The organism is Rahnella sp. PD12R, assembly GCF_019200965.1.
Taxonomy (GTDB): domain Bacteria; phylum Pseudomonadota; class Gammaproteobacteria; order Enterobacterales; family Enterobacteriaceae; genus Rahnella; species Rahnella laticis.
On sequence record NZ_JAHTMS010000001.1, the window covers coordinates 68,126 to 91,187 of the forward strand.

General features: G+C 54.8%; 20 protein-coding genes and 1 other annotated feature. Of the genes, 10 read left to right on the forward strand and 10 right to left on the reverse strand.

Annotated features, from left to right (window positions below):
• The first annotated feature begins 24 nt into the window (after positions 1-24).
• The 7 genes from dnaX (at position 25) to KWG64_RS00345 (ending at position 8,524) form a co-directional block, all read left to right on the forward strand.
• Entirely contained in the window at positions 25-1,980 is a 1,956-nt protein-coding gene (dnaX, locus tag KWG64_RS00315; RefSeq protein WP_218520614.1) for a DNA polymerase III subunit gamma/tau, read from the forward strand.
• Positions 1,314-1,377: a sequence feature (DnaX frameshifting element), on the forward strand. Its footprint overlaps the gene before it by 64 nt.
• Before the next feature lie 41 nt (positions 1,981-2,021).
• A complete protein-coding gene (locus KWG64_RS00320) occupies positions 2,022-2,351 on the forward strand; it encodes a YbaB/EbfC family nucleoid-associated protein (protein ID WP_013576599.1) in 330 nt (109 codons plus the stop codon).
• Positions 2,351-2,956 carry a recombination mediator RecR gene (recR, locus tag KWG64_RS00325; protein ID WP_095924987.1) on the forward strand — a complete coding sequence of 202 codons (606 nt, stop codon included), beginning with the start codon at positions 2,351-2,353 and terminating at the stop codon, positions 2,954-2,956. The genes KWG64_RS00320 and recR overlap by 1 nt, the downstream gene beginning before the upstream one ends.
• 170 nt (positions 2,957-3,126) lie before the next feature.
• Positions 3,127-4,992 carry a molecular chaperone HtpG gene (gene htpG / locus KWG64_RS00330; protein ID WP_218520977.1) on the forward strand — a complete coding sequence of 622 codons (1,866 nt, stop codon included), beginning with the start codon at positions 3,127-3,129 and terminating at the stop codon, positions 4,990-4,992.
• A 217-nt stretch (positions 4,993-5,209) separates the two neighbouring features.
• Positions 5,210-5,854, forward strand: coding sequence for an adenylate kinase (gene adk, locus KWG64_RS00335; RefSeq protein ID WP_101075522.1), 645 nt, complete (start codon positions 5,210-5,212; stop codon positions 5,852-5,854).
• A 349-nt stretch (positions 5,855-6,203) separates the two neighbouring features.
• Positions 6,204-7,166: a ferrochelatase gene (gene hemH / locus KWG64_RS00340; RefSeq protein WP_152327903.1), complete on the forward strand. Its 963-nt coding sequence runs from the start codon at positions 6,204-6,206 to the stop codon at positions 7,164-7,166.
• Between the two features lie 38 nt (positions 7,167-7,204).
• Positions 7,205-8,524: an inosine/guanosine kinase gene (locus KWG64_RS00345; RefSeq protein WP_218520615.1), complete on the forward strand. Its 1,320-nt coding sequence runs from the start codon at positions 7,205-7,207 to the stop codon at positions 8,522-8,524.
• A gap of 1 nt (position 8,525) precedes the next feature.
• Here the strand turns inward: KWG64_RS00345 and KWG64_RS00350 are convergent, their stop codons facing one another.
• From KWG64_RS00350 to copA, 6 genes are all read right to left on the reverse strand, one after another.
• Complete coding sequence (locus KWG64_RS00350) at positions 8,526-9,806, reverse strand: sensor domain-containing diguanylate cyclase (RefSeq protein ID WP_218520616.1); 1,281 nt, start codon at positions 9,804-9,806, stop codon at positions 8,526-8,528.
• Between the two features lie 146 nt (positions 9,807-9,952).
• On the reverse strand, positions 9,953-11,644 hold the full coding sequence (ybaL, locus tag KWG64_RS00355) for a YbaL family putative K(+) efflux transporter (RefSeq protein ID WP_218520617.1): 1,692 nt from the start codon (positions 11,642-11,644) through the stop codon (positions 9,953-9,955).
• A gap of 230 nt (positions 11,645-11,874) precedes the next feature.
• Complete coding sequence (locus KWG64_RS00360; RefSeq protein ID WP_218520618.1) at positions 11,875-13,092, reverse strand: MFS transporter; 1,218 nt, start codon at positions 13,090-13,092, stop codon at positions 11,875-11,877.
• Between the two features lie 61 nt (positions 13,093-13,153).
• Complete coding sequence (gene ybaK, locus KWG64_RS00365) at positions 13,154-13,633, reverse strand: Cys-tRNA(Pro)/Cys-tRNA(Cys) deacylase YbaK (protein ID WP_195814277.1); 480 nt, start codon at positions 13,631-13,633, stop codon at positions 13,154-13,156.
• A gap of 247 nt (positions 13,634-13,880) precedes the next feature.
• Positions 13,881-14,681, reverse strand: a complete 801-nt coding sequence (locus KWG64_RS00370) for a TraB/GumN family protein (protein ID WP_195814276.1) — start codon at positions 14,679-14,681, stop codon at positions 13,881-13,883.
• 49 nt (positions 14,682-14,730) lie between these two features.
• Entirely contained in the window at positions 14,731-17,280 is a 2,550-nt protein-coding gene (gene copA / locus KWG64_RS00375; RefSeq protein ID WP_218520619.1) for a copper-exporting P-type ATPase CopA, read from the reverse strand.
• Positions 17,281-17,474: 194 nt separating this feature from the next.
• On the opposite strand from copA, the gene KWG64_RS00380 reads away from it, so the two are divergent.
• From KWG64_RS00380 to cueR, 3 genes are all read left to right on the forward strand, one after another.
• Entirely contained in the window at positions 17,475-18,395 is a 921-nt protein-coding gene (locus tag KWG64_RS00380; protein WP_218520620.1) for an extracellular solute-binding protein, read from the forward strand.
• Between the two features lie 16 nt (positions 18,396-18,411).
• Positions 18,412-19,152: a molybdenum ABC transporter permease gene (locus KWG64_RS00385; RefSeq protein WP_195823985.1), complete on the forward strand. Its 741-nt coding sequence runs from the start codon at positions 18,412-18,414 to the stop codon at positions 19,150-19,152.
• Between the two features lie 71 nt (positions 19,153-19,223).
• A complete protein-coding gene (gene cueR, locus KWG64_RS00390) occupies positions 19,224-19,625 on the forward strand; it encodes a Cu(I)-responsive transcriptional regulator (RefSeq protein WP_101075534.1) in 402 nt (133 codons plus the stop codon).
• A 9-nt stretch (positions 19,626-19,634) separates the two neighbouring features.
• Here the strand turns inward: cueR and KWG64_RS00395 are convergent, their stop codons facing one another.
• The 4 genes from KWG64_RS00395 to KWG64_RS00410 form a co-directional block, all read right to left on the reverse strand.
• Positions 19,635-20,090, reverse strand: coding sequence for an NfeD family protein (locus KWG64_RS00395; RefSeq protein WP_101075535.1), 456 nt, complete (start codon positions 20,088-20,090; stop codon positions 19,635-19,637).
• Positions 20,090-21,010 (reverse strand): SPFH domain-containing protein, encoded by a 921-nt coding sequence (locus tag KWG64_RS00400; protein ID WP_152327915.1) that lies wholly within the window; start codon positions 21,008-21,010, stop codon positions 20,090-20,092. The genes KWG64_RS00395 and KWG64_RS00400 overlap by 1 nt, the downstream gene beginning before the upstream one ends.
• A 235-nt stretch (positions 21,011-21,245) precedes the next feature.
• Positions 21,246-22,103: a co-chaperone YbbN gene (locus tag KWG64_RS00405; protein ID WP_218520621.1), complete on the reverse strand. Its 858-nt coding sequence runs from the start codon at positions 22,101-22,103 to the stop codon at positions 21,246-21,248.
• Positions 22,104-22,198: 95 nt separating this feature from the next.
• Entirely contained in the window at positions 22,199-22,975 is a 777-nt protein-coding gene (locus KWG64_RS00410) for an SDR family oxidoreductase (RefSeq protein ID WP_218520622.1), read from the reverse strand.
• Between the last annotated feature and the right edge of the window lie 87 nt (positions 22,976-23,062).

The following is a 23,062-nucleotide window of genomic DNA, read 5'->3' on the forward strand; positions in this document are numbered from 1 at the left end:
GATCCCCTGACTTTCCCGGTATTAATGAGCTATCAGGTTCTTGCCCGTAAGTGGCGCCCCCAAACTTTTGCCGACGTCGTCGGACAGGAACATGTGCTGACCGCACTGGCTAATGGCCTGTCGCTCGGGCGCATCCATCACGCTTACCTGTTTTCCGGTACCCGCGGCGTGGGGAAAACCACTATTGCCCGCTTGCTGGCGAAAGGGCTTAACTGCGAAACGGGCATCACGTCCACACCTTGTGGCGTTTGTGATAACTGCCGCGAAATCGAGCAGGGCCGTTTTGTTGACCTGATCGAAATCGACGCTGCTTCCCGCACCAAAGTTGAAGATACACGCGAATTGCTTGATAACGTGCAATACGCACCGGCCCGTGGCCGCTTCAAAGTTTACCTGATTGACGAAGTCCACATGCTCTCGCGCCACAGCTTTAATGCGCTGTTGAAGACGCTCGAAGAGCCGCCGGAGCACGTGAAATTCCTGCTGGCGACCACCGATCCGCAAAAATTACCGGTCACGATTTTATCGCGTTGTTTGCAGTTCCATCTTAAGGCGCTGGACGCTGAACAGATCCGCAAACAGCTCGAACACGTTTTAACTGAAGAAACCATCACGACTGAACCGCGTGCGCTTCAGCTGCTTTCCCGCGCGGCGGACGGCAGTATGCGTGATGCGCTGAGCCTTACCGACCAGGCGATTGCCATGGGGCAGGGCGCGGTGACGACAGAAACCGTGGCGCAGATGCTCGGTACGCTTGACGACGAACAGCCGCTGGCCATGCTTGAAGCGCTGGTCAGTGCGGACGGTGGCCAGATGATGGCGCAGGTGGAACAGGCCGCATCGCGCGGTGTGGACTGGGAAAATCTGCTGGTGGAAACGCTGGCATTGCTGCACCGCATTGCGATGGTTCAGCTGTTGCCTTCCGTCCTCGACAACCATTACGCCGCGATCGAACAGCGTTTGCGTGAGCTGGCGCGGGTGATTCCGCCAGCCGACGTCCAGCTTTACTACCAGACATTACTGATTGGCCGCAAAGAGCTGGCGTATGCGCCGGACAAACGCATGGGCGTTGAAATGACGTTGCTGCGCGCGCTGGCCTTCCATCCGAAAGTGATTATTGCAGAACCGGCGCCTCAGCCGGTGGCACCTGCAGCGTACGTTCCACCACTGGCACCGGCGCAGTCTGCCGCGCCGTACAATGCGCCTCAGGCTCCACAGAATTATTCGTCACCGCCGCCGCAGGGCAATGCGGAACCGGCGCAGATGCCGGACACCACCGCCCAGCTTTTGCAGGCGCGAACTCAGTTGCTTAGGCAAGGGAGTACCACCCCAAAAAAAGCTGAGCCGGCAGCGCCAGGAAAAGCGCGGCCGGCAAATTCAGCACTGGAGCGCCTCGCTTCGGTGACTGAACGTGCGCAGACCATGGCCAGCGTGAAGAAAGAACCCGCTGCGCCGGTAAAAGAAGAAGCGTACCGCTGGGTTGCGCAGAACGAGCCGGAAGAAGCGCCGGAACCGGTCGCCACGCCAAAAGCATTACGTGCCGCGCTTGAACATGAAAAATCGCCGGAACTGGCTTCGCGCCTCGCCGAAGAAGCTATTGAACGTGACGCATGGGCCGCTCAGATTAGCCAGATGCCAATGCCAAAACTGGTACAGCAGCTGGCACTGAATGCATTTTGTGAGCAACCCGAGCCGGGCAAAATTTGCCTGCATCTGCGTTCATCGCAAAAGCACCTGAATTCGCCGTCGGCGCAGAAAGTACTGTCGGATGCCTTATCGGCACTGCATCAGACTCCGGTTGAACTGACCGTGGTGGAAGATGATAATCTGGCGGTGAAAACGCCGCTGGAATGGCGTCAGGCCATTTATGAAGAAAAGCTGGCGCAGGCGCGTCAGTCTATTATTGCGGATAACAACATTCAGACTTTGCGTCGTTTCTTCGATGCAGAGCTGGATGAAGAAAGTATTCGCCCTATTTAAACGCCGCGGTTGTGACGCGGCCATTGCTGAGAGAGAAGACTATGTTTGGAAAAGGCGGCATTGGTAACCTGATGAAACAGGCCCAGCAAATGCAGGAAAAAATGCAACAAGCTCAGGCGGAAATCGCTCAGCTGGAAGTCACCGGTGAATCAGGCGCTGGTCTGGTGAAAATCACCATCAACGGTGCGCACAACGTGCGTCGCGTTGAAATCGATCCAAGCCTGCTGGAAGACGATAAAGACATGCTGGAAGATCTGATCGCTGCGGCGTTCAACGATGCAGCCCGTCGTATCGACGAAACTCAGAAAGAAAAAATGGCAGCCGTGTCTGGCGGCATGCAATTGCCACCAGGCTTTAAGATGCCATTCTGATGCAAACCAGCCCTCTCCTTGAATCTTTAATGGAGGCGTTGCGTTGCCTGCCGGGCGTTGGCCCGAAGTCAGCGCAGCGTATGGCATTCCAGCTGCTGCAACGCGATCGCAGCGGCGGAATGCGGCTGGCGCAGTCTTTAACGCGCGCTATGTCTGAAATCGGTCACTGTGCCGATTGCCGTACTTTTACCGAGCAGGAAATCTGTACGATTTGCGCCAATCCACGGCGTAAAGAGAACGGTCAGATTTGCGTGGTCGAAAGCCCAGCGGACATTCACGCGATAGAACAAACCGGTCAGTTTTCCGGTCGCTATTTTGTGCTGATGGGCCACCTGTCACCGCTGGATGGCATCGGGCCGGACGATATTGGTTTAGGCCGTCTGGAAGAGCGTCTGGAGAGTGAGAACATCCAGGAAGTGATTCTGGCGACTAACCCGACGGTTGAAGGTGAAGCGACCGCTAACTACATCGCAGAAATGTGCGGCCAGTATGGCGTGCTGGCGAGCCGTATCGCGCACGGTGTGCCGGTCGGTGGCGAGCTGGATATGGTTGACGGCACCACGCTGTCGCATTCTCTCGCCGGGCGCAATCCCTTCCGGTTCTGACTGTTATCGCCGGGCGTACCTTGCTGCGCCCGGCTTTATTTCTGCTATCCCTCTGCATTTCTTCTTAAAAATTTCCCCTTATGCTTGAAAACTCCGGCCCATAACCCCACTTACTCCTCAACGTCTGATTTGGTCACTAACAGTATCTGGATTGAGGTAATTTGATGAGTATGAAAGGACAAGAGACACGCGGGTTCCAGTCTGAAGTAAAACAACTGCTTCATCTGATGATCCATTCTCTGTATTCAAACAAAGAAATTTTCCTGCGCGAGTTAATCTCTAACGCTTCCGATGCCGCAGACAAACTGCGCTTTCGCGCGCTGTCTACGCCTGAACTGTATGAAGGCGACGGCGAGCTGCATGTGCGTCTGGCGTTTGATAAAGAAAAACGCACCCTGACGCTGAGCGATAACGGCATCGGGATGACCCGCGATGAAGTCATCGACAACCTCGGGACTATCGCGAAATCCGGCACCAAGGCTTTCCTGCAATCTGTCGGCTCAGAACAGGCTAAAGACAGCCAGCTGATCGGCCAGTTTGGTGTGGGCTTCTACTCTGCCTTCATCGTGGCTGACAAAGTGACCGTGCGTACCCGTGCGGCGGGCGCCAGCGCTGAGGAAGGCGTGTTCTGGGAATCCGCCGGTGAAGGCGAGTACACCCTGGCTGATATCGAAAAAGCCGATCGCGGGACCGAAATTACCCTGCACCTGCGTGAAGACCAGGACGAATTCCTGGATGACTGGCGCGTGCGTTCCATCATCAGCAAATATTCCGACCACATTGCGCTGCCGGTTGAAGTCGAAACCCGCAACGAAGAAGACGGCACCGTGACCTGGGAACAAATCAACAAAGCGCAGGCTTTGTGGACCCGCGGTAAATCGGAAGTGACCGACGAAGAATACAACGAATTCTACAAACACATTTCCCATGATTTCAGCGATCCGCTGAGCTGGAGCCATAACCGCGTTGAAGGTAAACAGGAATACACCAGCCTGTTGTACATCCCTTCGCAGGCACCGTGGGACATGTGGAACCGTGATCACAAACACGGCCTGAAACTCTATGTTCAGCGCGTGTTCATCATGGACGAAGCCGAGCAGTTCATGCCGAATTACCTGCGTTTCGTGCGGGGTCTGATAGATTCCAACGATCTGCCGCTGAACGTTTCGCGTGAAATTCTTCAGGATAGCCGTATTACCCAGAACCTGCGCAGCGCGCTGACCAAGCGTGTTCTGCAAATGCTGGAAAAACTGGCGAAAGAGGACAACGAGAAATATCTGCAATTCTGGAAACAGTTTGGTCTGGTATTGAAAGAAGGCCCGGCAGAAGACGGCGCGAACAAAGAAACCATCGCCAAACTGCTGCGTTTCGCCAGCACCCGCAACGACAACAGCGCGCAAACACTGTCGCTGGAAGAGTATGTGGCGAACATGGTGGAAGGTCAGGACAAGATTTATTACATCACCGCTGACAGCTATGCCGCGGCGAAGAGCAGCCCGCATCTGGAACTGTTCCGCAAAAAAGGCATTGAAGTTCTGCTGCTGTCTGACCGCATCGACGAATGGATGATGAGTTATCTGACTGAGTTCGATGGCAAAACCTTCCAGTCCGTCAGCAAAGCCGACGACACGCTGGACAAACTGGCTGACGAAAGCGAAGAGCAGAAAGAAGCTGAGAAAGCGCTGGAGCCGTTCGTTGAACGTGTGAAAACGCTGCTGGGCGATCGCGTGAAAGAAGTGCGTCTGACGCACCGTCTGACCGACACGCCAGCCATCGTCACCACCGGCGCGGACGAAATGACCACGCAGATGGCGAAACTGTTTGCCGCTGCGGGCCAGGACGCGCCTGAAGTGAAATACATCTTCGAGCTGAACCCTGAACACGCGCTGGTGAAACGGGCTTCTGACGTCACCGACGAAGCGCAGTTCAGCGAGTGGATCGAACTGCTGCTCGATCAGGCGCTGTTTGCTGAACGCGGTACGCTGGAAGATCCAAACCTGTTTATCCGCCGTATGAATACGCTGTTACAGGCGTAATCATCCGGTCTGTGTGAACAGAAACAAGAAGGGCGTCGCGCAAGCGATGCCCTTTTTTATGGGCGACATTTTGCCACCGGTCTGGTTTGCTTCTCCGGTTAATATGGGGTTTAACTCTCCTTCCCGAATGGCGTGTTCCTTGAGCAAAAGTGCTCAGAATGGTATGGTTGACCGTTTTTCGAGATTCATAAAAATTACATGCAAGGGGATTTACGCAATGCGTATCATTCTGCTGGGCGCTCCGGGCGCAGGTAAGGGTACTCAGGCTCAATTCATCATGGAGAAATTTGGTATTCCGCAAATTTCTACCGGTGATATGTTGCGCGCCGCTGTGAAGGCCGGAAGTGAGCTCGGCAAGAAAGCAAAAGAGATTATGGATGCCGGTAAACTGGTCACCGATGAACTGGTTATCGCACTGGTGAAAGAACGTATTCAGCAGGAAGACTGCCGCAACGGTTTCCTGTTAGACGGTTTCCCGCGCACGATCCCGCAGGCTGACGCCATGAAAGACGCAGGCATCAGCGTGGATTACGTGCTGGAATTCGATGTGCCGGACGAACTGATCGTTGACCGTATCGTTGGCCGTCGTGTACACCCTGGCTCTGGCCGTGTGTACCACATCCAGTACAACCCGCCGAAAGTTGAAGGCAAAGACGATGTCACTGGCGAAGAACTGATCACCCGTAAAGACGATCAGGAAGAAACCGTGCGTAAACGTCTGGTGGAATACCATGAGCTGACTGAGCCGCTGATTTCCTACTACAGCAAAGAAGCCGCTGCGGGTAACACCCAATACGTCAAAATCGACGGTACACAGCAGGTTTCAGCAGTACGTGATGAACTGGCTAAAATTTTAGGCTAATCCTCACAAGTTCTGCACTATCACGGGGTGACTTCGGTCGCCCCGTTTGTTTTTCTGGCATTCCATTTTCCCTGATACCCTAAATAATTCGAGTGGCAGGAAGGCGGCAAGCGAACGAGTCCCGATGAGCTTACTGAAGTAAGTGATTCGGGTGAGTGAACGTAGCCAACGCATCGGCCAATCGAAGTATGACGGGTATTAATAACAATTCGCATTGATAGCTAATGCCGTTGTTCCGATTGTCTTTGTTTTCGTTACAATGACGTGCGCCACTTTGCCACGTCTCAGTTAAACGGCGGCGCCCATCTTTTCACACTGGCTTCAGGGCCTTCAATTTAGGAAATTCCGCATGACGCAGACCAAATTCGGTGTCCTTCTGGTCAATCTCGGGACACCGGAAGCACCAACTCCGCAGGCCGTTAAAAAATATCTGGCTGAGTTTTTGAGTGATATCCGCGTTGTGGATACCCCACGTCTGCTGTGGTGGCCTATTCTGAATTTCGTGATTTTGCCCCTGCGTTCACCGCGCGTTTCTAAACTGTATAAAGCGGTCTGGATGGAAGAAGGTTCGCCTCTGATGGTGTTTAGCCGCCGTCAGCAAAAGGCACTGGCAGAACGTCTGCCGGGGACGCCAGTGGAACTGGCGATGAGTTATGGCAAGCCGGGCATGAAAGAGCCGATTGAAAAATTGCTGGCGCAGGGCGTAACGAAAATGGTGGTTCTGCCGCTGTACCCGCAATATTCCTGTTCCACCAGCGCGGCCGTATTTGACGGCGTGGCGCGTGTGCTGAAATCCCAGCGTCGCCTGCCTTCCCTGAGCTTTATCCGCGATTACGCCACGCATCCGGCGTACATTTCTGCGCTGAAAGCCAGCATCGAACGTTCATTTGCTCAGCATGGTGAGCCGGATCGTCTGGTATTGTCCTTCCACGGGATCCCGAAACGTTTTGTGGCGGAAGGTGATGATTATGAAAAACGCTGCCATGAAACGGCGCAGGCGCTGACCGAGGCGCTGCAACTGCCCGCCGGCAAAATTATGCTGACGTTCCAGTCGCGCTTTGGCCGCGAACCCTGGCTGACGCCGTATACCGATGAAACGCTGAAAGGCCTTCCGGCTCAGGGCGTTAAGCACATTCAGATTATCTGTCCAGGCTTTGCGGCGGACTGTCTGGAGACGCTGGAAGAAATCAAAGAAGAGAACCGTGAGATTTTTATTCATGCAGGCGGCGAGCGCTTCGAATATATTGACGCCTTAAACGACCAGCCCGAGCATATCGATTTGCTGCAACAGCTGGTCACTCAGCACTTCTGACTGAAGCCTGAGCTTTTTGAATTTCCCGAGAACAATGAATGAAATTTCCTGGTAAACGTAAGTCTAAACACTATTTTCCGGTCAGCGCACGTGACCCCTTATTGCGTGATTCCATGTTGCAGGAGATGCAGCCGGAATCAGAAGGCGGCGCGTCTTATATCGTGGGTATCGACCAGACCATGGTAGATATTGAAGCGCGCGTGGATGAAAATTTTGTGGCCCGCTACGGGCTGACGCCCGGCGAATCCAACATTCTGAATGATGATATGTCGGAAGCGCTTTATCAGGAACTGAGAAGTCATGATCTCATTTCTCATCAGTTTGCGGGCGGCACCGTGGGTAATACGTTGCACAACTATTCCGTACTGGCCGATGACCGTTCCGTCCTGCTCGGCGTGATGTGCAGCAACGTGAAGATTGGCGATTACGCCTACCGTTATCTGTGTAACACCTCCAGCCGTGTCGATCTCAATTACCTGCAAGGCGTTGACGGCGCAATTGGCCGCTGTTTCACGCTGATCAGCGATACCGGCGAACGCACTTTTGCCATCAGCCCGGGTAAAATGAACGAACTGCGTGCCTCAAGCGTGCCGGAAGAGGTCATTGCCGGGGCGTCCGCGCTGCTGCTGACGTCCTATCTGTTGCGCAGCAAACCCGGCGAACCGATGCCGGAAGCGACAATGCAGGCGATTGAATACGCGAAAAAACATCAGGTGCCGGTGGTCTTAACGCTCGGTACGCAATATGTCATTGCTGACGATCCGCAGGCCTGGCGTGATTTCCTGCGTGACCACGTTTCGATTCTGGCGATGAACGAAGACGAGGGTTTTGCGCTGACCGGCCTGAAAGACCCGCTGATGGCCGCCGACAAGGCGCTGGAGTGGGTGGATCTGGTGTTATGTACCGCCGGGCCAAACGGCTTATTTATGGCGAGTTATACCGAAGAGGAATTCAAACGCACTACGCAGCATCCGCTGCTGCCGGGCGCGATTGCCGAATTCAACCAGTATGAATTCAGCCGCGCAATGCGCCGCGACTGCTGCCAGCAGCCGATGAAAATTTATTCGCACATCGCGCCGTATATGGGCGGACCGGAAAAAATCATGAACACCAACGGGGCGGGCGATGGCGCATTATCGGCGTTGTTACATGACATCGCGGCGAACGGATTCCACCGCAGTTCGGTGCCCAACTCCAGCAAACATGCGCGTGAGTATCTTACCTATTCATCGCTGGCGCAGGTCTGTAAATACGCTAACCGTGTGAGCTATCAGGTACTGAACCAGCATTCACCGCGCCTGACGCGCGGCCTGCCGGAACGTGAAGACAGCCTCGAAGAGAGTTACTGGGAACGTTAAGTCAGTGTAACGGGGGGAACTCCCCCGTTACCGAACCTCTCGCCGCCTGAACCTGATTTCTGCCGGATGTTTTGGCCTGATAAAGCGCGTCGTCCACACGTTTAAACAGACGGGTAAAATCCTCTCCGGTTTCGTATTGCGCCACGCCAACGCTGACCGTAAGCGCCGGAAGATCCGGGCTGACCCTTTCTTCGACCGTTTTGCGCAAAGATTCCGCCACGTGCATCGCGCCTTCGAGACCCGTCAGCGGAAGCAAAATTAAAAACTCTTCACCTCCCCAGCGGAAAACCGTATCCGTTTCGCGGATCCCCGTTTCCAGCGTTCTGGCCAGCATCACCAGCGCATCGTCGCCTTTGTTATGTCCGTAACGATCGTTAATGGCTTTGAAATGGTCGGCATCCACCAGCATCAGGCTGAAATTGTGCGTTCTCTGCGGGTTCTGCGTGCGGGCATTTTCCACCAGCTGCATAAACTGGCGTCGGTTTCCCACGCCGGTCAGCGGATCCAGCAACGCCGCGCGCTCGAGTTCCTGCTCAAGGCGTTTCTGTTCAGTGATGTCGTGGATGATGCACAACATCAGCCGTGTGCCGTCCACCACCACCGGCCCGGCGTAAGTCTGAACATGGCGCAGATTTCCGTCTGCCAGTTTATGTACAAACGTCAGGGGCTTGTGGCCGCCGGGAAAGCGGGCAATTTCATGCATCACGGGCAACACGTCCTGGCCCATCGCATTGATTTCCCAGGTGTGTTTCATGCACATCTCATCGCGTGAATAGCCGTAAAACCGCGTGGCGGCCTGATTGGCATCGACAATCTGTCCGTTATTTTCAGGGGCGATCAGCAGCATCGGGGCGCTGTTGGTCTGGAAAAAGCGTTCATAGAAACCGCTTTCGTCACGACGGTAAGGCTTTGTTTCATCGGGGAAAGGATTAACCACTGGCACACTGGCAGACGAAGCGTACGAGCCTTCGAACACGATGGCCGGTTCCTGAATCCCGAATTTCGCGAGAGAAAGGCGGCAACTCAGCGGAAATGCGCGGCCTTCTTTATGGATGGTCCAGATTTCAACAATCTGATCGCCTTTCTTCAGATTGGGCAGATAGGCTTCGAGAGATTCCTGGGAATAAACAGAGAACTGGCCGTTGCGCAGGGGCCCCAAAAGGCTGTTGCCTGCCAGCTTTCTTGCCGCGGTATTGGCAAAAAGAATGTGCTGACTGTGCGCCGAAACGATCCAGACCGGCGTACTTAAAATGTTTAACGTTTCCAGATGGGATAACAACATTGCGCCTACCGATCACTATTTGGCATAAACACAGAATACAGAGAATTGATTTGAATTCGAATATTTTTATAGAAGGGAGTTAAAGGAAAAATGCGCAGAGGAAAAAGAGGCTCAGTCAGTGTACTGAGCCTCTGTTTTTTGCCCGATCAGATCGGGCAGAAAGGCCGTTTTTCTTCTTCAGTCATGATATCGATTTGCAGCATATCGATCATGCTGTTGGCAATTTCACGCTCGCCCATCACCACGCGGTCAGCGCCGCGCTCCATGATATACGTGACTTCGTCATCGTAATGCGCGCGGGCGATAATCTCGATATTCGGGCGTTTGGTTCGGGCAGATGCGACGATTTCACCGGCTTCATAACCGTTCGGAATCGTCACCAGCAGCCAGCGGGCACAATCAAGGCGCGCCAGATCCATAATTTCCTGATTGGCGGCATTCCCCAGCACCGTGCTGATCCCCTGTTCGCGCAAGGCTTCCACGCGTGGCCGGGAATTCTCGATGACCACCAGCGGAATTCCTGCAGCCTGAAGCTTCTCGCCAAGCAGGCTTCCCACGCGGCCATAACCGACCAGCAGGGCGTGATTGCACAGATCAAACGGGATCTGTTTTTCGTCTTCCACCGCTTCTTCAACACTCTGATCTTCGATGGTCTCGGTTTTTTCCAGATACTTTTCCAGCAAACTGAACAGCAGCGGGTTAAACATAATCGACAAGATTGCGCCCGCCAGAACCAGATTACGACCATGCTCAGACAGCAGCCCCAGCGAAATACCCAGACCGGCGAGGATAAATGCGAATTCACCGATCTGCGCCAGGCTGACTGAAATCGTCAGCGCCGTGCGCCGCGAATGCCCGAACATCTTCACCAGGAAGAAGGCGGCAATCGACTTGCCGAACACGATAATCGCCAGCGTAGCGACAACTGTCAGCGGTTCGCGCACCAGAATCATCGGGTCAAACAACATGCCCACCGACACAAAGAACAGAACCGCGAAAGCATCACGCAACGGCAAGGTATCGTGCGCGGCACGCTGGCTGAGTTCGGATTCGTTCAGCACCATCCCGGCGAAGAACGCGCCCAGTGCAAATGACACGTCGAAGAATTCGACCGCGCCGTAGGCGATGCCCAGCGCCAGTGCCAGAACCGACAGCGTGAACAGCTCGCGTGAACCGGTGCTGGCGGTTTTTGCCAGGATCCAGGGGACCACGCGGCGGCCGACAACCATCATCAGCACCATAAAGGCAATGACTTTGCCGATGGTAATCGCCAGTTCAGTCAGCAGGCCGGTAATGCTGGCGTGGTTGCTTTCGAGCATGCCGCTGAATGCCGGTAAAAGAACCAGCGTCAGCACCATCACCAGATCTTCAACAATCAGCCAGCCGATGGCGATTTGCCCGCGCTGACTTTCAATGAGTTGCCGTTCTTCCAGCGCACGCAGCAAAACCACGGTACTGGCGGTGGACAGACACAGCCCGAACACCAGACCGGTTGCAATGTCCCACCCGAGTAAACGCGATAAACCCATCCCAAGCAGCGTCGCTACCGCGATTTGCGCTACAGCGCCGGGAATGGCTATCGACTTTACCGCGAGTAAATCTTTCATGGAGAAATGCAAACCGACGCCAAACATCAGCAATATGACGCCGATTTCGGCCAGCTCCGGTGCAAGTGAAGTATCAGCAACAAAGCCCGGTGTAAAAGGCCCGGCCAGCACGCCTGCGGCGAGATAGCCAACCAGAGGGGATATTCGCAGGCGGTTGGCGAGCATTCCTAACAGGAAAGCGAGTACCAGACCGCCGACGATGGTAGTGATGAGAGGCGTAGAATGATGCATTCAGACTCCTTCTGGTTATGCATGGCACAAATGTGTTGCAGATTGTTTCTAAGTTTATGGTAAAAATCGTTTACGCGTTGGTATTTTTTGGCCTTTTTTGCGCTAAATGCCCGACAGACCGAAAAAAAAATTCGAACGGACGATTTAAATGGGTTTTCGCGGGCGAATCTCAAGAGGCAACGGCTTTTTTTGCTGCCGATAAATGATTATCGGCAGCGGAAGGGAATGCTTCAGGCTTGTTTACGTTCAATATTTGGCAGGAATGCGGTCAGTATCCCCAGCAATGGCAGGAAGGCACAAATTTGATAAACCAGCTCGATGCTGGTTCTGTCCGCCACATAGCCCAGCACCGCAGCGCCGAGGCCGCCCATGCCGAACGCCAGGCCAAAGAACAGCCCCGAAACCATACCGACTTTTCCCGGCATCAGTTCCTGGGCAAACACCAGAATCGCCGAAAATGCCGAGGCCAGAATCACGCCGATAATGACGCTCAGAACGCTGGTCCAAATCAGATTGGCGTGCGGCAAAAGCAGGGTAAATGGCGCGACGCCGAGAATTGACGCCCATATGACGTATTTGCGCCCAATCTTATCCCCAACCGGACCGCCGATAATGGTCCCGGCCGCCACAGCGAACAGGAAAACGAACAGATGGATTTGCGCGTTCTGCACTGAAACACCAAATTTATGAATCAGATAGAAGGTGTAGTAACTGCTCAGGCTGGTCAGGTAAAAATACTTCGAGAATACCAGCACCAGTAAAATCCCCAGCGACATCGCCACCGTTTTACGCGGCAATACGGTTACGGTATTTTTCACCGGCCCGCGCTTTTTCGCGATCAGATGCTGCTGGCGATACCACTTACTGATTTGCAGCAGAACGACAATGCCGAGCAGCGCCGCCAGAGAGAACCACGCGACGTTGCCTTTCCCGTAGGGCGCGATGATTAACGCCGCCAGCAACGGGCCGAGCGATGCCCCGAAATTACCGCCAACCTGGAACAACGATTGCGCCAGCCCATGACGTCCGCCGGAAGCCATACGCGCCACGCGTGACGATTCGGGATGGAACACCGACGAACCTGTACCGACCAGCGCGGCTGCCAGCAGTACAACCGGGAAACTTTGCGCCACGGCCAGTAACAGCAGGCCCGACAGCGTAAATCCCATGCCGATGGGCAGCGAATACGGCTGCGGATGTTTGTCGGTGTAATAGCCAATCAGCGGTTGCAGCAGCGACGCGGTAATCTGATACGTCAGCGTGATCAGGCCAATCTGAGTAAAACTGAGTGAGAATTCGTTTTGCAGCAACGGATAGATCGCCAGGATCAGCGACTGAATCATGTCATTAAGCAGATGAGAAACGCTGATCGCCGCCAGAATAGAAAACGCAGTCTTTTTGACTGCGTCTTTCTGCGGGCTGTCTGGCGTGGCCGTATTGTCGGTCATAGCAGATGAACCTGTCTTATTTGTGCATATAGGAATGCGTGTCGGGAATGCATCGATACGGTCAGCCGGCTTTTGCGATCTCAGCAAACTGGCCTTTCAGTAAGCGGCAAAGATCGCCTGCCGCCAGTTCAAGATCAAGCCCGCGTTTACCACCTGAAACATAAATGGTGGAGAAAGTCTGCGCCGGGCTGTCGATCACCGTCGGCAGCAGCTTTTTCTGCCCCAGCGGGCTGATGCCGCCCACCAGATAACCGGTTACGCGCTGCGCAATGGCGGGATCGGCCATATCGGCTTTTTTGGCGCCAAGCGCTTTGGCGACTTTCTTCAGATCCAGCATTGATGCCACCGGCGTAACGGCAACGGCGAGATTTTTGGGATCGCCATTCAGTGAAACCAGCAATGTTTTGTAGACCTGACGCGCATCCAGCCCGAGCTTTTTCACCGCCTCGTCGCCAAAGTTGGTTTCTTCGCTGCTGTGTTCATACGGGTGAAGGGTAAAACTGACTTTATTTTTTTCCAGGAGCAATACGGCAGGGGTCATACCTGTCTCCTAATTTTGCTTTTTTGTTCGAAAAAACGTCATCAGCTCAATCTGATGAAATTTAACAACAAAGTATCTTTATTACGCGGAGGGGAAATAGTAGAGCAATGAATGGTTATTGCCAAGACCCGCTACAGGTTGCTACCCTGTGCGCGCCGGTGCTGTGCCTGAAAAGGCTCGCACTGAAGCTATAACAAAAAAATGAAATTCCTCTTTGACTGGCCGGCCTTAAAAACCGGCCATTTTTTTATCCTTTCAGCAATTCCGGCAGATTCCCTTCACCATACAAATGCAGCGCGCCGACGGCGACCACGTAATTTCCTGGCGGAAGTTCGGAAAGCTGTTTTTTCCAGCGTACGTTGCGCTGATTCATCAGAATATCGTAGAGATCGTTGCTGAAAGTATTCGGCAGCTGTTCAATCGCCAGCCCCGGTTTGGCATCAAGCCACCAGCTGATCATGGTTTGCAGCAATCGGGCGTTGGTGTGCCAGTGCGTCAGCGTGTCTTCGAGCAGTGCTCTGCCGCCGTCGGGCAGTTGCTGCAACAGTTCAAACTGTTCCTGCGGCCCTTCCAGTTCAATCACCTGCGTGTTCTGCTGCTTTGCCGATTGCAGCAACTGATAGTCGATGCCGTAATCCCCGCGCAATCCCAGACGCTGTGCCTGTGTTGCCTGCAACATCAGCGCGACCTGCCACGAAGGAAGCGGGTTCAGCGTCCACATAGAAACGCCAAGCTCTTCGCATAAGCGTTCAACGTGGAGATATTCGGATTCGGTCAGACGATCGGCCAGAGGCGGAAATTCACCGGACATGCTGAAAGGGGATTCTGTTCCGCTGATATCGGCTTCGACAATCAGGGCATCGGCTTTTTGCAGGCGGCGTAACAAAGCCGCGGGCAGCGGTTGCATATCCTGCGTGCCCATATGAATGCTGCCGACCAGATGCAGCGAGCGGTTGCCGGGAAGCCGGATATCCATGGCAGGATAGGAATACTCGACAGGAAACAGCCTGCGTAGCCAGCTGAAAGCCTGGTTGAAAAACTGCGCCATATCGCATGGTCTCCCGAAAAATGAGAGACCATGCTAACGCGTCAGCGTTTTAGCGAACAGAGGAAACGTCTTGTTTTTTCGGGGTAAAGCGTAAGAGGCGGTTTGCGTTAGTGACAACGGTAATGGAAGACAACGCCATCGCCGCGCCTGCGACAACCGGGCTGAGCAATGTGCCGGTCAGCGGGTAGAGCACGCCCGCGGCAACCGGAATGCCAATCACGTTATACACAAACGCGCCTAACAGGTTCTGCTTCATATTGCGCAGCGTGGCCTGCGACATCGCCAGCGCATCGGCAACGCCGTTCAGGCTTGGCCGCATCAGCGTGATGGCTGCCGTTTCAATCGCCACATCGCTGCCGCCGCCCATTGCAATCCCGACATCTGCCTGCGCCAGTGCGGGCGCATCGTTAATGCCATCGCCAATCATCGCAACCTGCTGGCCTTTGGCCTGCAACGCTTTAATCGCCTCGGCTTTTCCTTCCGGGCGTACACCCGCAATCACCGTATCGATGCCTGCCTGCGCGGCAATAGCTTGTGCCGTGCGCGGATTATCGCCGGTCAGCATCACCAGCTGATAACCAAGCTGATGCAGGCGTTGCAGTGCGGCAATGCTGTCACTGCGCAGCGGATCCCGCAGGGCGAACAGCGCGGAAATTTCACCGTCTGCCGCCAGAAGTACCGGCGTTGCACCTTGCTCAGACATCGCTTCCAGCAGCGCATCGGCCTGCTGCGTATCGACGCCGTTTTCCTGCATCAGCGCCTGATTCCCCAGCAACAGCGTTTTGCCTTCTGCTTCACCGCGCAGGCCCAGCCCGCCGAGCGTGCGGAAATTCCGCACGTCAGGAATAACCAGACCTTCTGCTTTATCGACAATCGCCTGCGCGAGCGGGTGGTGCGAGCCCTGTTCCAGCGCCGCGGCAAAGCGCAGTGCCTGCTGTTCAGTGACACGGCCGAAGGTGTGAATATTCGTCACTTTCGGCTGGCCTTCCGTCAGCGTCCCGGTTTTATCGAAAACCAGCGTCGAAAGGATGCTGGCTTTTTGCAGGGCATCGGCATCTCGAACCAGCACACCAAACTCAGCGGCGCGCCCGACACCGGCGGTAATCGACATCGGCGTTGCGAGCCCCAGTGCGCAAGGGCAGGCGATGATCAGCACCGTGGTGACGATCACCAGCGTGTACATCAGTTGTGGCTGCGGGCCGAAGAAATACCAGATGGCACCGCTGAACAGGGCAATAAGCACCACGACGGGTACGAAGACGGACGAGATCTTATCCGCCAGTTTGCCGATTTCCGGTTTGCTGCTTTGCGCTTCCCGCACCAGTTTGATGATGCGCGAGAGTGTGGTCTGGCTGCCAATCGCATCCGCGCGGAACAACACGCTGCCGTCTCTGACCAGCGTACCGGCATGCACTTTTTCGCCCTGAGATTTTTGTTGCGGGACAGGTTCGCCGGTCAGCATCGCTTCATCCATCCACGCTTCGCCGCTCTGGATTTCGCCGTCAACCGGAACGCGGTCGCCGGTGGTCAGGCGCAGCGTCATACCCTGCTGCACATCGGCCAGCGGCAGCGTTTTTTCGCCTTCCGGAGTCACCACGCGCGCCGTCGGCGGCGTGAGATCCAGCAGGCGTTCCAGAGCCCGTGATGAGCGCTGACGCCCGCGTTGTTCCAGCGCATGGCCGAGATTAATCAGGCCGATGATCATCACGCTGGCTTCGTAATAAAGATGCCGCGCCTGCATCGGAAAGGCATCCGGCCACAGGCTGACGGAAATGGAAAATATCCACGCCGCACCGGTACCGAGTGATACCAGCGTGTCCATATTGGCACTGCCGTGCATCAGGCTTTTCCACGCGCTGCGGTAGAAATGGCCGCCTGCGACAATCATGATCAGCAGCGTCAGCAGGCCGACAATCAGCCAGCCGGTCTGGTTGCTGGCGGTGACCATCATTTCGCCGCCCAGCAATCCCCATAACATTAGCGGGATACCCGCCGCCAGCCCGACCGCCGCCTGCCAGCTGAAACGGATCATGCTGCTGCGCGCCGTTTGCTGCTGGCGCTCGCGGCGTCTGGTTTCATCAATAATGATTTCAGCGCCGTAACCCGCGCGTTCAACCGCCGCAATCAGGGCATTCTGGTCAGCATCACCGCTGACCAGCGCACTGCGTTCCGCCAGATTGACCCGCGCACGTTCGACGCCGTTCACGCCTTCCAGCGCCCGCTGCACTTTACTGACACAGCTGGCGCAGCTCATGCCGCTGAGCAACAGCTGCACGCTGTCGTCAGAGGCTGAGGTTTTAAGAATGTGGTTTTCAGCCGGAACAGGTGACGCGGCCGCTGACAGGGGTTCCGGCAAAACACTCGCCTTATCGGTCAGCGGCTCAGATTTTGGGGACGCGTCTTCCAGCAGTTGTGCTTCATATCCGGCATTTACGACGGCGTCGATCAGGCTCTGGCTGCTGGCGTCGCCTTTCACAATGGCTTTATCCAGAGAAACTTCAACGGCGGTGGTGCCGTCAACTGCTTCGAGCGCTTTACGCGTTGAAGCCACACAATGCCCGCAGGACAGGCCTTGCAGAGATAATACGGTGGTGGTCATAGTGGTTTTCCTTGGGTTAACTTTCACTAAGGACAGAGGATAAACCTTCCAGCAAGGGGAAGGTCAAGCAACGGTTTCGCCTTACCGGTATTTTTCATTTTTCTCTCATTTACACTTTATTTAGAAATTCCCTTGCGGATTGGCTTATCGTTATCTCCCAAATTATATAACGATGAAGGGTAAGGGGATTTTCAATGGCTAAGATGCAGACAACGCTTCTGCTTATTGCAGGGCTAATGGCGGCGCAGGCTTCCCAGGCTGCGGATGATTTCCGCGTCACCTACGCCGGTTCGATGGGCGTGGTGATGGATAAGTATCTGGGGCCCGATTTTGCGAAGCAGAACAAGGTGAATTATCAGGGCCAGGGGCAGGGCGCGTATGGTATGGCAAACCTGCTGGCATCGAAAAAAGTGGTGGCGGACGTTTTTGTTTCCATCACGCCTGGGCCGGTTGAAATCCTGCAAAAAGCGGGCATGGCCGGGCAGGCGATCCCGGTGGCCAGCACCAGCATGGTCATTGCTTATAATCCGAAAGGAAAGTATGCCGAAAAATTTGCCGCGATAAAGGAAGGCAAAGCGGGCGCTGAACCTTGGTGGAAAGTGCTCCAAACTCCCGGATTACAGTTCGGCCGTACCGATCCGGTCAGCGATCCCCAGGGCCAGAACATTATTTTCACCATGATGCTGGCTGAAAATTACTACAAACAGCCGGGTCTGGAAAAAGCCGTGCTGGGCGATGTGCAGAATCCTAAGCAGATTTCGGGCGAGGGCGGTCTTCTGACCCGTCTGGAAGCCGGTCAGGTTGATGCCGCATCGGGCTACGAAAGCGCCACGATTTCCGCGCACCTGCCGTACATCAAACTGCCGGATGAAATTAATCTGAGCAATCCGCAAATGTCGAAAGACTGGTACAGCAAGGTGACTTTCAACGTGAAAGATTCCACCGGCAAAGAGAAAACGCTTAGCACGCAGCCGCTTGTCTTCTACGCGGTGGTGCTGAACAACGCGCCGCATCCGAAACTGGCGAAAGAATTTATCACTTACCTGCAAAGCGCCAAAGGTCAGAAGCTGTTTGAACAAAACGGCTACGACAAACCTAAAGGCGGAAACCTTTAAGTTGCGCGCGTCAGGAATGGCGGTTCCCGCGCTGGCACTGCTGATGGTGCCTTTTGTCACGCTGCTTTTCCTGACGCCGTGGTCAGATTTTCATCTGGCTTACGGCGACAGCCATGCGGTGGTGGTTTCTCTCGGCCTGAGTCTGATATCGGTCGGCCTGATTATTCTGCTCGGGCTGCCGGTCGCGTTCTGGCTGGCAAAAACGACCTCGCGCTGGCGCACTTTGGTGGAAGTGCTGGTGCTGATCCCGCTGCTGACGCCTCCGCTGGCGATGGGGATTTTGCTGGTGTCGGTTTACGGGCCCTACGGTTCGGTCGGTGAAACACTTTCTGCAATCGGTATGACGCTCAATAACAATGCGCCTGCGTTTGTGCTGGCGCAGATTTATGGGGCGTTGCCTTATTTCATTCTCTCGGCGCGTGGCGCACTGGAAGCGGTGCCGCGCGATGTCGAAGAAGCCGCGCAAACGCTGGGCGCACGGCCTTTTCAGGTGCTTATCCGGCTCACGTTGCCGCTGGCCTCACGCGGAATTGCCGCCGGGATCGCCATTGCCTGGGTACGGGCGATTGGTGAATTCGGCATTGTCATGGTGTTCTGTTATTTCCCGCAGGGTATTCCGGTCAAAATGTTTATCAACTTGCAAAACGACGGCGTGACGTCGGTGTATTCGCTGCTGTGGATCCTGCTTATCGTGACGTTACCGCTACCCATGTGGCTGCTGATGCGCACCAAAAAACAGACCGTGCATTACAGCTGAGCATTTTCGTAAAACAGTAAACGCGTATACTGTTCAGATAAAGTGCAAAAACAGGGCGACGCGGAGGCGAAATGAATATCAGTGATGTGGCGAAAAAAACCGGGCTGACCAGCAAGGCAATTCGTTTTTACGAAGAGAAAGGGCTGGTGACGGCACCGGCGCGCAGCGAGAACGGATACCGCAGCTATGCACAAAAACATATCGAAGAACTGACGTTACTTCGTCAGGCGCGGCAGGTGGGGTTTACGCTGGAGGAGTGCCAGGAGTTAGTGGCGTTATTCCATAATCCGGATCGCCACAGCGCAGATGTGAAAGCACGCACTTTAGAAAAGGCCGCCGAAATTGAGCGGCACATTGAAGAACTTCAGCTGATGCGCCAGCGCCTGCTGACGCTGGCGGAATCCTGCCCCGGCGATGACGGCGCAGACTGCCCGATAATCGATAATCTTTCTGGCTGTTGCCACAAACACTAACGTCAGGCGCTACTGCGCAGGGCGTTCCACGCGCAGCGTCGCGCCCTCAACACCGGTAATCACCACTTTATCACCGACTTCCAGCGGCGAAGCGCATGACGCCCGCCAGCTGCTGTCGCCGATTTGTACCCGCGTATACTGATTTTTCAGCGGTTCGAGCACGGTGGCGTAAGTACCTACTAACTGCTGTCCGCGCTGGTTCAGCGCCGAATTACCGCTGGTTTTGTCCGTGCGCTGATTCAGCCATTTCCACCACAGCCATGCGGCGATAATGGTCAGAAGGGCAAACGCCACGCCTTGCCATTCCCACGGCAGCGGCAAAATCCACGTCACCAGCCCGACCAGCGCCGCCGCTACGCCACTCCACAGTAAGTAACCACTTGCTCCTACCAGCTCTGCCGCCAGCAACAGGCCGCCTAAAGACAGCCAGAACACATGCGGACTTGCCATGAAATCGCGAAGCATTATTTGCCGCCTTTGGTTTCTTTCAGCAGCTCAGCAATCCCGCCAATGGAGCCCATCAGGCTGGTGGCATCAAGCGGCATCATGATGACCTTGCTGTTGTTCGCCGAGCCGATTTTGGTCAGCGCATCGGTATATTTCTGTGCCACGAAGTAGTTGATGGCCTGAACATCCCCGGCAGCAATCGCTTCAGAGACCATTTTGGTGGCCTGCGCTTCCGCTTCTGCCGCACGTTCGCGGGCTTCAGCTTGCAGGAACGCCGACTGACGCTCACCTTCGGCTTTAAGGATCTGCGACTGTTTTTCACCTTCCGCACGCAGGATCGCGGACTGACGAACGCCTTCGGCTTCCAGAATGTCGGCACGTTTTGTACGTTCCGCTTTCATCTGTGCGTTCATCGCAGAAATCAGTTCAGCCGGTGGACGCACATCGCGGATTTCGATACGCGTAATTTTCACGCCCCACGGATTGGTGGCTTCATCGACGATATGCAGCAAACGTGCGTTGATGTTGTCGCGTTGTGACAGCATTTCGTCGAGCTCCATCGAACCCAGCACGGTACGGAAGTTGGTCATGGTCAGATTCACGATCGCCTGTTCCAGATTGCTGACTTCATAGGCGGCACGCGCCGGATCAATAACCTGGATAAAACACACGGCGTCGATGGCGACATTGGCGTTATCGCGGGAAATCACTTCCTGAGAAGGGATATCCAGAACCTGTTCCATCATATTGATTTTGCGGCCAATGCGGTCAACAAATGGCACAACCAGGTTCAGCCCCGGCATCAGGGTTTTGGTATAACGGCCAAAGCGCTCGACGGTCCACTGGTAGCCCTGTGGCACGATTTTGATCCCGGCGTAAACCACCAGCAGCGCCAGTACGATCAGAATAAGGATAGGAATGGGAATGAGGTCAAACATAGTATGAAACTCCTGTAAAACTGTGTCCTGAATATTCCGGCGGAATATTCGAGTAAAAACATGTCCCTGGCGCACTCACCGATAGTAAGGCGCGTGCGCAATTGTCGCACAAATAACTAACGCGTCGTATTAATAAAGGATAGTTCAGGGGATAAAAGGCAGGGAAAAAGGCGAAAAAAAACGCACGTCAGGAAGGGGGGAGTGCCCGACGTGCGTAAGAAATTTTTAGCGTGAATCAGTACAGCAGGGAATATAACTGGCGACGATATTTAGCCGCCAGCGCGTCACCGGTGCCGAGTGCCGCCATGATATCCATCAGCGTTTTGCGCGCAGCGCCGTTAGCCGCACCTAAATCTTTTTTCAGCGGAGCCATCAGCAGTTCCAACGCTTCTTCGTTACGCCCGACCTGATGCAGTTGCAGACTGAGTTTAACCACCAGCTCGGCGTTCTCGGGATCCTGCTGTAATTCCTGTTGCAGCAGCTGAATTTCAGGGGTGTCAGCCGCCTGTTTCAGCAGTTCAATCTGGGCAATCAGCCCCTGATAACGGGAATCTTTATCCTGCAACGGAATGGTTGCCAGCACGGCTTCCGCATCGTCGGAGCGGTTGAGATGGATCTGGGTTTCTGCCAGCAGCAGCCCGATATCACTGCGCTGATTACTTAACTGCCAGGCCTCTTTCAGCAGCGGTAAAGCCTCCGCCACATTGCCTGCCTGCAACAGTTCCTGTGCCTGAGCGAGTTTCAGTTCTTCTTCTTTCGGCAGAACTTTTTGCAGCAATTCGCGGATCACTTCTTCCGGCTGCGGCCCCTGGAAACCATCCACCGGCTGACCGTCTTTGAACAGGTAAACCGCCGGGATAGAACGCAGGCCAAACTGCTGGGCAATCATCTGCTCGGCATCGCAGTCCACTTTCGCCAGAACCAGCTGACCGGCATATTCCGCCGCCAGTTTGTCGAGAATTGGCCCCAATTGCAGGCAATGCTGGCTGCGCTCAGACCAGAAGTAGAACATCACCGGCACCGACATGGATTGTTCCAGCGTCTGATGCAGATTAGTTTCGTTGATATCGATAACAGTAGGTTGTGCAAGCATGGATCAGTTCTCTCTGCTTAAGGCTCAAAATCATTTAACGCTTTAAATATCAAATGGGGGCAGCTTTTACGGCTTCAACCCCCGGCAGCGTTTACTTAGCTGTTTCCGCGCAATATTTTGTCCAGCAAACGTGAAGGTAAAAGGCGTTTCAGGACGGTGAGCGCATGGGCGACCAGCGTCACCGGATACCGCAGACGCGCCTTCGGGTTTTCTAAAGCATGGTGCAATTTCGGCAAAACGGCCTCCGGCGGCAGCGTAAAACGCCGCGCGATCCCCGGGTTTTCGACCGGCCGGTCAGCCTGTGACTGATTCACGTTAGCCGTAAAGTTGCTGCTCAGCGGGCCGGGTTCAATCAGGCTCACCTGAATGCCTGTGCCGTGTAACTCCATGCGTAATGTATCTGACCAGGCTTCGAGCGCGAATTTGCTGGCGGCGTAGGTTCCGCGGCCCGGCGTCGTCACCAGCCCCATCACCGAACTGGTCTGAATAATGCGGCCTTCGCCGTGCGGCAACATTGCGGGCAGTAAAAGCTGCGTCAGCTGATGCGTGCCGAACAGATTGGTGGAAAATTGTTGCTCAAACTGCTCGCGGCTGATGGTGTTCAGCGGGCCGTAAACACCGTATCCGGCATTGTTGAACAGGCCGTAAAGACGATTACCGGTCAGTGCGATAACCTCCGCGGCGGCGAGCTCTACGCTGTGTTCGTCATCAAGATCGAGCGCAATGGTTTCAAAGCCGAGCTGGCTGAGAGTCTCGATATCTGCACTTTTACGGCAGGCGGCCAGCACACGGTAACCGCGAGTCCGTAAATCTTGTGCGGCAACCAGCCCGATTCCGCTGGAGCAACCGGTAATTAATACTGCTTTTTGCATAACTTTACCTGTGAGGTGTCCCTATTTTTTATGGCTGTGATTTACTAGGGAGTCGGATGAAAAAGGTAACGTCTTGGTTTTAATCAC